Consider the following 12,448-nt stretch of genomic DNA (forward strand, 5'->3'; position numbering starts at 1 on the left):
CCTGGGGTCCGACAATCAGCTGTCAGGTCGGAGGTACCCGGCTCCAGCCGGTGCATTCGGCGGGCCTGGCTGTCAGCCGTTGACGGGTCCGAGCACGTCGCGGGCGAATCGCTCGAGGCTGTCGATCTTCTGCTCCAGCGTCGCGTCGAGCCCGTGGTAGTAGGCCCACGGCATCGTCCAGCAGTCGGTGATGCCTCCGGCTTCGGCGCGCGCGAAGTGCTCGGGCAGGAACGCGTCGCTCAGCGCGGTGATCACCGAGAACTCACCGTCGGCGCCGGCCTCGCGGCGTACGTCGGCGATCCGGCGGGCCAGCGCGATCGCCTCGTCGGTGGGGTAGATGTCGCCCACCCAGCCGTCGTGGCGGGCCGCGCGCCGGAAGGCGATCTCGGAGAGGCCGCCGATCAGCACGGGGATGGGCTCGGTCGGCGTCGGCTCCATGGCCAGGCGGGGCGCGGTGTAGAACTCGCCCTCGAACTCCGTCCAGCCGGGCCGCCAGAGCTGCGCCATCAGCGCGAGCGCCTCGTCGGTGCGCCTGCCCCGGGTCGAGAAGTCCTGTCCGAGCAGCTCGAACTCCTCGCGGCACCAGCCGATCCCGACGCCGAGGCTGACCCGGTTGCCGGAGAGCACCGCGGCGGTACCCACGCTCTTGGCCACCTGGAACGGGCTGCGGATCGCGGGGACGTAGACGGAGGTGAAGAACCGCAGTCGGGTCGTCACGGCGGACAAGGCGCCGATCAACACCCACGGGTCGGGCCAATCGGTCGAGGAGTCCCAGCGACGGGTGCCGTCGGCGGTGTACGGGTACGGCGTGGCCAGCTCCTCGAGGTCGACCACGTGGTCGGGCACGGCCATCGAGTGGTAGCCGAGCTCGTCGGCCGCGCGGGCCAGGTGGGGCAGGTGGTCGACCGGCTGGAACGCCGTGCTGATCGAGAAGCGCACGGACTCACCGTAGCGGGAACTAGAACGCGTTCTCGTTCTTTCGCCTCAGGCGGGCGGGTACGGCGAGTCCTGCAGGAGCCGGGCCAGGTGGGCCGCGTTGCGCGCGGCGGCCGTGGTCGCGGCCGCGGTCTTCTCGGGGGTCGCGTCCAGGTCGGCGTAGTCGGTGCTCTGCATGGCCTCGCCGACCCAGTAGGTGCCGGCGTTCGCCGCCGCGCTGAACCCGACGTCGTTGAGCGCCTGCAGGACCTCGGCGACCACGTGGTGGGCGCCGTCCTCGTTGCCGACGACGGCCACGACCGCGACCTTGCCCTGGGTCAGGGTCCGGCCCTGGTCGTCGGTCTCGCTCAGCTCGGCGTCCAACCTCTCGAGCACCATCTTGCAGACCGAGGCGGGCTGCCCCATCCAGATCGGGGTGGCGATGACGAGGATGTCGCTGTCCAGCATCTTGGCGCGGATCTCTGGCCAGGTGTCGCCGTCGCCCTCGTCGGTGGTGACGCCGAACCGCACGTCGTGGTCCACGACGCGGACCACTTCACCGGACACGCCCTCCTCTGCGAGCACGTGCAGCACCTGCTCGCCGAGCAGCTGGGAGCTCGATGCAGCGGGTGAGGGCTTGAGGGTGCAGACGAGCACGAGGGCGCGCAACGGGGTGGTGGTCATGCCGCTGCAGTGCCCGGGGTACCGGGGCACCATGCCCGAGGACAGACCCGGCGCCGGTGCGTGGGTGCCCGAGACCCTGAGCCTCCGCTCGATTCGCGAGGCCGTGCAGGCGTGCCGGGGCTGCGAGCTCTACCGCGATGCCACCCAGGCGGTGATGGGCGACGGCGCCCGAGACGCGCAGCTGATGCTGCTCGGGGAGCAGCCGGGCGATCGCGAGGACCAGGAGGGCGAGCCGTTCGTCGGCCCGGCCGGCAAGGTGCTCGACGAGGCGCTCGCGGAGGTCGGCATCTCGCCCGGCGACGTCTACATCACCAACGTCGTCAAGCACTTCCGCTGGTCGGGAACGCGTGGCAAGCGGCGCATCCACCAGTCGCCCACCCGCGCTCACGTGGCGGCGTGCGGACCGTGGCTCGAGGCCGAGCTGAGGCTGGTGCGCCCCAGCGGAGTGGTGCTGCTCGGCGCGACGGCCGGCAAGGCGGTCTACGGCGCCGGGTTCAAGGTCGGCGAGGCACGTGGTCGGCTGCGGGAGTGGCCGGCGACGTTCCCGGTCGCCCGGGCGCCGGCGTGGGTGCTGGCCACCACGCATCCCTCAGCGGTGCTGCGGGCCGACGACCGCAGGTCGGCGTACGACGAGCTCGTCGCCGACCTGCGGGTCGCGGTCGATCGGCTAGCTACTTGAAGATGCTGTATCCGCCGGGGCCGACGGCGAAGCCGACGATGATCAGCACGATGCCCCACAGCAGCTGGCCCTTGAACAACTGGAAGATGCCGGCGATCACGAGGATCACCGCCAGGATCCACAGCAAGAACAACATGTCTTTCTTCCTCCCTGGTATGCCCCCGTTTGACCAGGAGTCATTACCCCGATGGAGGGAGATTCACTCTTCTCGGTAGTCCTCGACGATGTGCATGGCGGCCTCCTCGGCGGAGGCGGCCGCCCCGTCGATGCCCACGTCATCGCCGACCAGGTCCTTCTCGGTGTCCTCGCCCAGGCCCTGGTCGGGGTCGACCAGCCGGCCCGCGCGTGCGGTGCCGACCTCGCCGTCGTCGAGGACGTCCTCGTCCCCGGTCTCGGCGTACGGGTCGGTCTCGGGGACCTCCTGGCCGAGCCGCTGGTCGATCGTCTCGCGGTGCTCCTCCTCCCAGGGCGTGTTGCCGTAGCCCTGGCCGGCGGAGTAGTGCTCGGGCGGCGAGTAGCCGCGGTCGAGCTCGTCGTCGACGTCGCCGTCTCCGAGGTCGTCGATGTTGCCGGGCTGGTCCTCGTCGTCGACGCTGTAGTCGCCGTAGACCTCGGATTCACCTTCGCTGTGGCTGCTCACGTCTCCTCCTTCGTCGGACCTTCACGCTAGCCCACAGGGACACGTGACCGTTGGGCCCTTGCGTGCGGTGAGGTGAGCGGTAACGGTAAAGCCATGGACACCTCCCTCGAGACACTCGACCGCTGGTGGCGTGCCGCCAACTACCTGTCCGTCGGCCAGATCTACCTGATGGACAACCCGTTGCTGCGCGAGCCCTTGGTGGCCGAGCACGTGAAGCCGCGGCTGCTGGGCCACTGGGGCACCACGCCCGGCCTCAACTTCATCTACGCGCACCTCAATCGCACGATCATGGCCCGCCGGCAGCGGATGATCTTCATCACCGGGCCGGGGCACGGCGGTCCGGGCCTGGTGGCGTCGTCCTACCTCGAGGGCACCTACTCCGAGGTCTATCCCGACATCTCGCTGGACGAGGCGGGGATGCAGCGGCTGTTCAAGCAGTTCTCGTTCCCGGGCGGCATCCCCAGCCACGTGGCTCCCGAGACCCCGGGCTCGATCCACGAGGGCGGCGAGCTCGGCTACGCGCTCTCGCACGCATACGGCGCCGCGTTCGACAACCCCGACCTCGTGGTCGCGGCGATCGTCGGCGACGGCGAGGCGGAGACCGGCCCGCTCGCGACCAGCTGGCACTCCACGAAGTTCGTGGACCCGCGTCGCGACGGCGCGGTCCTGCCGATCCTGCACCTCAACGGCTACAAGATCGCGAACCCGACGGTGCTGGCCCGCATCCCCGAGGAGGAGCTCCTCTCGCTGCTGCGCGGCTACGGGCACAACCCGTACGTCGTCTCCGGCTCGGACCCCGAGCAGATGCATGCGGAGTTCGCCGCCACCCTGGACCGCTGCCTCGACGAGATCGCCGAGATCCAGGCCGAGGCGCGCGGCTCGTCGGGTTCGGCCCCGCGCCGCGCCTGGCCGATGATCGTCCTGCGGTCACCTAAGGGCTGGACCGGTCCCAAGGAGGTCGACGGGAAGAAGGTCGAGGGCTTCTGGCGCTCCCACCAGGTCCCGTTCGCCAACGCCCGCAGCGACGACGCGCACCGGGCAGTGCTCGAGGACTGGATGCGCAGCTACCGCCCCGAGGAGCTGTTCGAGGAGGACGGCTGCCCCGCGCCCGACATCCGGGCGCTGCACCCCAAGGGCGACATGCGGATGAGCGCCTCGCCGCACGCCAACGGTGGGCTGCTGCTCAAGCCGCTGCGGATGCCGGACTTCCGCGACTACGCGGTAGAGGTCGACGCACCCGGCACCGGCGCCGTCGAGGCCACCCGGGTGATGGGTGGCTTCCTGCGCGACGTGATGGCGCAGAACATGCACAACTTCCGGCTGTTCGCCCCGGACGAGAACTCCTCCAACCGGCTCCAGGACGTCATGGAGGTCACCAACCGGACCTGGAACGCCGAGGTCCTCGACTACGACGACCACCTCGCCGCCGACGGCCGGATCATGGAGATCCTGTCGGAGCACACTTGCCAGGGGTGGCTCGAGGGCTACCTGCTCACCGGCCGCCACGGGCTGTTCTCCTGCTACGAGGCGTTCATCCACCTCGTCGACTCGATGTTCAACCAGCACGCGAAGTGGATGGAGTCGACGAACCGGATCGAGTGGCGCCGTCCGGTCGCCTCGCTGAACTACCTGCTGACCTCGCACGTGTGGCGCCAGGACCACAACGGCTTCTCCCACCAGGACCCCGGGTTCATCGACCACGTCGTGAACAAGAAGGCCAACGTGGTCCGCGTCTACCTGCCGCCGGACGCCAACACGCTGCTGTCGGTCACCGACCACTGCCTGCGCAGCAAGCAGTGCGTCAACGTGGTGGTGGCGGGCAAGCAGCCGGCCCTGCAGTACCTCACGATGGACGAGGCGATCGTGCACTGCACGAAGGGTGCCGGCATCTGGGAGTGGGCGTCCAACGACGGTGGCGAGGGCCCCGACGTCGTCATGGCCTGCGCCGGTGACGTGCCGACGATGGAGACGCTGGCCGCGGTCGCGTTGCTCCGCGAGTACCTGCCCGACCTGCGGATCCGGTTCGTCAACGTGGTGGACCTGATGCGTCTCCAGCCCGCGAGCGAGCACCCGCACGGGTTCTCCGAGGCGGACTTCGACGCGCTGTTCACGGCCGACAAGCCGGTGATCTTCGCCTACCACGGCTACCCGTGGCTGATCCACCGCCTGACCTACAAGCGCACCAACCACGCCAACATCCACGTGCGCGGCTACAAGGAGGAGGGCACGACCACGACACCGTTCGACATGACCGTGCTCAACCACATGGACCGCTACAACCTGGCGATCGACGTGATCGACCGGGTGCCGCGGCTGGCGACGGCGTCGGGCAGTGCGCGCGAGGAGTTCAAGAACGCGCTGATCCGGCACAAGCAGTACATCCGCACCCACGGTGAGGACATGCCGGAGATCCGGGACTGGAGCTGGGAGGACGCGTTCGGTCCGCGGCACGTGACCGAGGCGCCCGAGCTGAACGCCCCGGAGGCGTAGCAGTCAGGAGGCCGTTCGTCGGGCGTACGTCGTGGTGCGCTCGACGACCGGCCGGCCGATGCCGGCACCGATCTCGACGAGCTCGGCGACGGTCTTGGCCGATCCGTGCTCGGAGCCGGCCATTCGCGAGATGGTCTCCTCCATGAGAGTGCCGCCGACGTCGTTGGCGCCCGCCTGCAGCATCGCGCGGGTGCCCTCGACGCCGAGCTTGACCCACGAGGTCTGGATGTTGCGGACGCGTCCGTGCAGGAGGATCCGGGCCATCGCGTGGACCGCGAGGTTGTCGCGCAGGGTCGGCCCGGGGCGGGCGACGCCGGCGAGGTAGATCGGGGCGCTCGTGTGCACGAACGGCAGGGGCACGAACTCGGTGAAGCCGCCTGTCTCGTCTTGGATGCGGGAGAGGACCCGCAGATGGTTGACCCAGTGCCGCGGGTTGTCGACGTGCCCGTACATCATCGTCGAGGTCGTCGGGACGCCGACCCGGTGGGCCGTGGAGACGATCTCGATCCAGGTGCGGGTGGGCAGCTTGCCCTTGGTGAGCACCCAGCGGACCTCGTCGTCGAGGATCTCCGCGGCGGTGCCGGGCAGCGACCCGAGCCCCGCCTCGCGGGCCTTGATCAGGAAGTCCTCGATCGACAGGCCGGTGCGCGCCACCCCGTTGACGACCTCCATCGGGGAGAACGCGTGCACGTGCATGTCCGGCACCCGCTGCTTCACCGCGGTCACCAGGTCGAAGTACGCCGACGCGGGCAGCTCGGGGTCGATGCCGCCCTGCATGCAGACCTCGGTCGCCCCGAGATCCCACGCCTCGGCGGCCCGGTCGGCGACCTCGTCGAGCGAGAGCGAGTAGGCGTCCGCGTCGGTGCGCCGCTGGGCGAAGGCGCAGAACCGGCAGCCGACGTAGCAGACGTTGGTGAAGTTGATGTTCCGGTTGACGACGTACGTCACGTCGTCGCCGACCGTCTCGCGGCGCAGGTCGTCGGCCAGCCGGCACACCTGCTCGAGCAGATCGCCCTCGGCGGTCATCAGCGTCAGCGCGTGCTCGTCGGACAGGTTGCCCGGGTCGGCCTCGGCCGCGCGCAGGGCGTCGAGACCGGTGGTCGAGCCTGTCGAGACGCCCGCACCCGTGCTGCGAGCCGCCTCGCGCACCGCGTCCCAGTCGCCGTAGACGTTCGCGAAGTCCGAGCGCCGGTCGTCGGTGCGACCCTCGCTGTCGACGGCGGCGAACAGGTCGGTGCGCCCGACCGATGCGAACCCGCCGTCGGGCTCCTGCCACGGCAGCCCGACGGGGCGTACGCCGGGCCGCGCGAGCCCGTCGTCGGTCGCCAGCGCCGCGACGTGCGCCGAGACTCGCGGGTCCAGCCATGGTTCGCCGGCACGGACGTACTCCGGGTGCACGGTCAGGCGCGCCTTGAGCTCGAACCCGCAGGAGGAGGTGAGGTCGCGCAGCCGCTCCAAGGACGGCCAGGGCCGCTCGGGGTTCACGTGGTCGGGGGTCAGCGGGGAGACCCCGCCCCAGTCGTCGACGCCGGCCTCGAGCAGGGCGCGGCACTCCTCGAGGTCGACCAGGTTGGGCGGCGCCTGCACCCGGGCCTTGGGGCCGAGCACGATGCGGGTGACGGCGATGGCCGCGCGGTACTCGTCTAGCCCGAGGTCGTCCGTGTGCCGCATCGCGGTGTCGGGCTTGGCCCGGAAGTTCTGGACGATCACCTCCTGGACCGAGCCGAACGCCCGCGAGGTGGCTCGCAGCGCGAAGATCGTCTCGGCCCGCTCCTCGAGTGTCTCGCCGATGCCGACCAGCAGCCCGGTGGTGAACGGGATCGAGAGTCGGCCGGCGTCCTCGAGCACCCGCAACCGCACCGCGGGATCCTTGTCGGGGGAGCCGTGGTGGGCCTCGCCCTTGTCCTCGAACAGCCGCCGAGAGGTCGTCTCGAGCATCATGCCCATCGAGGGCGACACCGGCTTGAGCCGGTTCATCTCCTCCCACGACATCACGCCGGGGTTGAGATGGGGGAGCAGGCCGGTCTCCTCGAGCACCCGCACCGCCATCGCGCGCACGTAGGCGAGCGTGGAGTCGTAGCCCTGCTCGTCGAGCCACGCCTGCGCCTCTGGCCACCGGTCCTCGGGCCGGTCGCCCAGGGTGAACAGCGCCTCGAGGCAACCGAGCTCGGCGCCCTGGCTGGCGATCGCGAGGATCTCGTCGGGGGAGAGGTACGGCGAGCGCCCCTCGCGGGCCGCCTGCGCGGGCGTCTCGACGAACGTGCAGTAGTGGCACCGGTCGCGGCACAGGCGAGTGACCGGGATGAAGACCTTGGGGGAGTACGTCACGACGGCCGGCCGGCCGGCAGCCACCAGCCCCGCGTCGCGGACCCGGGCCGCCGCGGCGGTCAGCCGATCGAGGTCGGCTCCTGTCGCGGCCAGCAGGACCGTCGCCTCCGCGGCGTCCAGCGCGGCGCCGCGCTCGGCGCGCGCCAGGGCCCGGCGAACCTGCTGCGGCGTCGGCTGCTCGTTCATCGCGCCCAGGCTAGCCCGCCGCCCCGGTGCGGGGCGGCGGGCCCAGCTGATGGTCAGACCGGCGTTGCCGTGGTCGCGGCCTCGGGCTCGAGCGCGACCGCCGTGTCCGGGTCGACCGGAGGGTTGCGATCCAGGGAGCTCGGCCACCAGATCTTGCCGCCCAGGTCGAGGTTGATCGCGGTCACGAGCACCGAGCGCACGATCATCGTGTCGAGGATGACACCGAGCGCCACCGCCGTGCCGAGCTCAGCCAGGAACACCAGAGGCAGGGATCCGAGGACCGCAAAGGTGGCCGCGAGCACGAGTCCCGCCGAGGTGATCACGCCTCCGGTCGCCTGCAGGGCGACCAGGGAGCCACGCCGGGTCCCGCGCTCCACGGTCTCCTCCCGCACCCGGGTCATCAAGAAGATGTTGTAGTCGATGCCGAGTGCGACCAGGAACGTGAACACGAACAGCGGGAACGACGCGTCGGCATGGCGGAAGCCCTCACCTTCGGAGAAGAGGTGGGGGTAGACCCCGTGGAAGAGCAGCGTCGAGAGTCCGAGCGCCGCGCCGAAGGAGAGGATCACGGTCACGATGAGGATCACCGGTGCGAGCACCGCGCGGAGCAGCACCATCAAGATCAGCATCACCACCAGCAGCACCACCGGGATGATCACCAGGTTGTCGCGATGGGACGCGTCCTCGATGTCGAGGTAGATCGCGGACGTGCCGCCGACCTCCGCGTCGGCCCCGTCGACCGCGTGCACGGCGTCGCGAACCTTCTCGACGGTCTGGAACGCCGCTTGGTCGGCGACGTCGCCGGAGACCGGGACGGTCACCAGGGCGGTGCCGTCCTGGGGTGGGATGTCGGTGTTGGGGGTCCCGGCGCCCGAGGCCGAGATCGCGTCGGCGACGTCCTGGGCCTTGTCGGCCTTGGTGACGACCATGATCGGGCTGGAGGTGTCGACCATGCCGTGGGCCTCGAGCAGCCGCTGGCCCTTCACGGAGTCGAACTCCTTGGTGTACTGGTCGGCCGAGTTCAGGCCACCGGTGTCGAGCTTGAACAGGCCGAGGCAGGCCACCAGCAGGAGGAACGCCGTCACGGCCCAGACCGCGCGCGGGCGCGGAGCGATGCCGCGGCCGACGCGCGCCCACAGGCCCGAGGCCGTGGGCTCGTCGGAGCCGAAGGTCGGGCGCTTGGGCCAGAACATCCACCGGCCGAAGATCACCAGCCAGGCCGGGAGCACTGTGATCATGACCAGCAGCGTCACGCCGACACCGATCGCGAGCACCGGCCCGAGACCGGCCGTGGAGTTCATCTCCGCCAGGGTCAGGCACAGCATGCCGACGACGACGGTCGCGGCACTCGCCACGATCGCAGGGGTGGCGCGATGGAGGGCGAACGCCATCGCCTCGTGACGATCCTCGTGTCGGCGCAGCTCTTCTCGATAGCGCGCGACCAGCAGCAGGGCGTAGTCGGTGCCGGCACCCACGACGAGCACGGTGAGGATGCCCTGACTCTGCCCGTTGACCGTGAGGTCGGCGTACTTGGCGAGGAGGTAGACGAGACCCTGGGAGATCTCCAGTGCGCAGATCGCGGAGAGGATCGGCACGATCCACAGCACCGGGCTGCGGTAGGTGAACAGCAGGATCAAGATGACCACCCCGAGGGTGGCGAACAGCAGGGTGCCGTCGATGCCGGCGAACGCCTCGGCGGAGTCTGCCGCCTGGCCGCCCTGCCCGGCGATGTGGACGTCGACCCCCGAGATGTCGGTGAGGTCGCGCAGCTCGTCGGCGGTGTCGGGCAGCTTGTTCCAGCCGTCCTTGCCGAAGTTGTAGGTCACGACGCTCTGGGCGACCTCGCCGTCGTCGGACACGATCGGGCCCTGGGCCTCGCCCACGACGCCCTTCATCGCGGAGATGTCGGTGAGCTGGGCCTTGATGGCGGACAGGTCGTCCGGGGTCAGACCGCCGGCGCGGTGGTAGGCCACGATCGTGGGGATGTCATTGGGGTCCTGGAACGGCGCGAGCCGGTCCAGCGCCTTGGTCGACTCGGCGCTGCTGGGCAGCCACGAGGACGCCTCGTTGTCCTGGACGTCGGTCAGCTTGCTGCCGAGCATCGCCATCGGGAAGAAGATGAGCAGCGCGATGACCGCGACCACCCACTTGGTGACGCGGTTGGTGAGCTTGCCGGCGATCTGACGGTGCATGGGGGGACTCTCTCAGGCTGCGGGGACAGTCGGCATCGGGGTTTTCCCCTAGTCCGACCCGGGCGGCGTCCCGAACTCATCGGACACCATGACGACGAATGGGACGGGTCCTTTGTGACAGGGATTCAGGACAAGGACTGACCGCTTGCCGGAGGCGCTGAGGAGACCTCGGGTGACCCGCGCCCGCGAACCACCCGCCCCGCTCGTCAGCCGTAGAGGCGGTCCAGCACGTCGGCGTACTTGGTGTTGACGACTCGGCGCTTGAGCTTGAGCGTCGGGGTCAGCTCCTCGGACTCCGCGGTCCACTCGACCGGCAGGAGCTCGAAGGACTTGACCTGCTCGGGCCGCGAGAGCCGGGCGTTGGCCTCGTCGACGGCCTTCTGCGCCATGGCCCGGATCTCCGGCTTCTCGGCGAGGTCGGCCAGGTCGGTGAACTCGATGCCCAGCTGCTGGGCCACGATCGGCGCGATCTCGCCGTCGAGGGTGAGTATCGCGACGACGTACGGGCGCCCGTCACCGATCGCCATCGCGTGGCCGACGATCGGCGACTCCTTGAGGTAGCCCTCGATGTTGGACGGTGCGATGTTCTTGCCGGCGGAGGTGATGATCAGCTCCTTCTTGCGGTCCACGATCGCGAAGAAGCCGTCGTCGTCGAGCGTCCCGATGTCGCCGGTGTGCACCCAGCCGTCCTCGTCGATCAGCGTCCGCGTCGCCTCCTCCTGGAGGTGGTAGCCGGGTGTGATCACCGGACCGCGCACCAGAACCTCGTCGTCCTCGCCGAGCTTGACCTCGATGCCGGGCGTGGCGCGCCCGACGGTGCCGAGCTTGAACCCGCCGGGCCCGTTGGCGGTGATCGCGCCACACGTCTCTGTCATGCCGTAGACGTCGAAGACCTTGAGACCCAGGCCGGCCATGAACCGGGCCACGTCGATCGGCATCGGTGCCGCCGCCGAGCCCGCCCACGTCACCTGGTCGAGGCCCAGGAGCAGCTTGAGGAACCCCAGGATCTGCTCGTCGGCCGAGCGGTAGGCCTCCTCGATCTCGGGGGTCATCGTGCCGCCGACCTCCTGGGCCGCGACCCAGGCCTGGGCGGCCGCCATCGCGTCCTGGACCATCTTCTGGTTGGCGGGGTCGGGGTCCGCGGCGAGCTTGGCGGAGAGGCCGGTCTTGATCTTCTCCCACACCCGCGGGACGCCGAAGAAGCTCGTCGGGTGCACCTCGCCCAGTGCTGCGAGCAGGCCGGACGGGTCGCCGATCGCGTGCATGTGGCTGCCCTGGATCTGCGGGCCGTAGAGCCCGAGCACCCGCTCCGCGATGTGCGCCAGCGGCAGGTAGCTGATCGCGGTCTGCGCCTCGTGCAGCCCGGCCGCCTCGAGCGTGCTGAGCGCTTCGTACATCACGTTGTGGTGGGTGAGCACCACACCCTTGGGGTTGCCGGTGGTGCCGGACGTGTAGAGGATCGTGGCCGGTGCGTCGGGGTCGAGCCCGCTCGCACGCGCCGCCAGCTCGTCGTCGTGCTCCGCGCGGTAGGCCCGGCCGGACGCCACCAGCTCGTCCCACTCCCGGCCGAGCATCACGACCTTGCCCACGCTCGTCGTCTCGTCCAGCGCCTTGGTCCAGCGGGCGCGGTGGTCGTCGTTCTCGAGGATGACGACGGTCGGCTGGGCGTGGTTCGCGACGTACGCCACCTGCTCCTGCGAGAGCGTGTTGTAGATCGACATCGGGGTCGCGGCCGCGTGGACCGCGCCCATGTCGGCCACGAAGTGCTCGATGCGGTTGGTCGCCATGATCGCGACCGTGTCGCCGGGTTGGACGCCGGCGGCCATCAGGCCGGCGGCGACGTCGAGCGCGAGCTCTCTGGTCTGCGCCCAGGTGAGCGTCCGCCACGCCTCGCCCTCGGGCACCTCGTGCTTGTCGGAGTACGCCGGCTGGTCGGCGAACCTCGCCGCTGTCTCGGCCAGGGCGTCCACGAAGGTCCGGCCCGCGACCGCGGCCTCGATCCTGGCGCGCTCGGAGAGGACGTCGTTGCTCATCTGGTGCTCCCTGGGTCGACGGGCGTGGCGTGGGTCACAGCCTCCCGTTCAGGACGATTCTTGTCGAGGGCCCTGTCAGATCGCGGATCACGTGGTCGAGGTGTGAGGAGCGCTGGCGACGAGCCTCGAAACCCCCGGAGCGTGGGCAGGGCGCCAGGGACACACGGTGGTCGAGGTGTGGGGAGCGCTGGCGACGAGCCTCGAAGCCACCGCAGCGTGGGCAGGGCGCCAGGGACACACGGCGGTCGAGGCGTGAGGAGCGCTGGCGACGAGCCTCGAAACCCCCGGAGCGTGGGCAGGG

9 protein-coding genes are annotated in these 12,448 nt (G+C 70.2%); 2 read left to right on the forward strand and 7 right to left on the reverse strand.

Annotation, left to right across the window (positions count from 1 at the left end; genetic code table 11):
* Positions 1-72: 72 nt before the first annotated feature.
* Positions 73-939 carry a TIGR03619 family F420-dependent LLM class oxidoreductase gene (locus AC3ANS_RS04985; protein WP_488295061.1) on the reverse strand — a complete coding sequence of 289 codons (867 nt, stop codon included), beginning with the start codon at positions 937-939 and terminating at the stop codon, positions 73-75.
* A gap of 45 nt (positions 940-984) precedes the next feature.
* Positions 985-1,599: a flavodoxin family protein gene (locus AC3ANS_RS04990; RefSeq protein WP_488295062.1), complete on the reverse strand. Its 615-nt coding sequence runs from the start codon at positions 1,597-1,599 to the stop codon at positions 985-987.
* A 31-nt stretch (positions 1,600-1,630) separates the two neighbouring features.
* Between AC3ANS_RS04990 and AC3ANS_RS04995 the strand changes: the two genes are divergently transcribed.
* Positions 1,631-2,278, forward strand: coding sequence for a UdgX family uracil-DNA binding protein (locus AC3ANS_RS04995; protein WP_488295063.1), 648 nt, complete (start codon positions 1,631-1,633; stop codon positions 2,276-2,278).
* Here the strand turns inward: AC3ANS_RS04995 and AC3ANS_RS05000 are convergent.
* Complete coding sequence (locus AC3ANS_RS05000; RefSeq protein ID WP_488295064.1) at positions 2,271-2,414, reverse strand: GPGG-motif small membrane protein; 144 nt, start codon at positions 2,412-2,414, stop codon at positions 2,271-2,273. The two genes, AC3ANS_RS04995 and AC3ANS_RS05000, sit on opposite strands and share 8 nt — an antisense overlap.
* Positions 2,415-2,477: 63 nt before the next feature.
* Positions 2,478-2,918: a DUF5709 domain-containing protein gene (locus tag AC3ANS_RS05005; RefSeq protein WP_488295065.1), complete on the reverse strand. Its 441-nt coding sequence runs from the start codon at positions 2,916-2,918 to the stop codon at positions 2,478-2,480.
* A 93-nt stretch (positions 2,919-3,011) separates the two neighbouring features.
* Between AC3ANS_RS05005 and AC3ANS_RS05010 the strand changes: the two genes are divergently transcribed.
* Positions 3,012-5,408: a phosphoketolase family protein gene (locus AC3ANS_RS05010; protein WP_488295066.1), complete on the forward strand. Its 2,397-nt coding sequence runs from the start codon at positions 3,012-3,014 to the stop codon at positions 5,406-5,408.
* 3 nt (positions 5,409-5,411) lie between these two features.
* Here AC3ANS_RS05010 and AC3ANS_RS05015 read toward each other — a convergent pair whose 3' ends face one another.
* From AC3ANS_RS05015 to AC3ANS_RS05025, 3 genes are all read right to left on the reverse strand, one after another.
* Positions 5,412-7,922 (reverse strand): bifunctional FO biosynthesis protein CofGH, encoded by a 2,511-nt coding sequence (locus AC3ANS_RS05015; RefSeq protein ID WP_488295067.1) that lies wholly within the window; start codon positions 7,920-7,922, stop codon positions 5,412-5,414.
* 53 nt (positions 7,923-7,975) lie between these two features.
* Positions 7,976-10,114, reverse strand: a complete 2,139-nt coding sequence (locus AC3ANS_RS05020; RefSeq protein ID WP_488295068.1) for an MMPL family transporter — start codon at positions 10,112-10,114, stop codon at positions 7,976-7,978.
* A gap of 206 nt (positions 10,115-10,320) precedes the next feature.
* The gene (locus tag AC3ANS_RS05025; protein ID WP_488295069.1) at positions 10,321-12,147 is read right to left on the reverse strand and encodes an AMP-dependent synthetase/ligase; all 1,827 of its coding nucleotides are present in this window, start codon (positions 12,145-12,147) and stop codon (positions 10,321-10,323) included.
* Positions 12,148-12,448: the final 301 nt, after the last annotated feature.

This window comes from Nocardia sp. 149-1B (assembly GCF_057747975.1).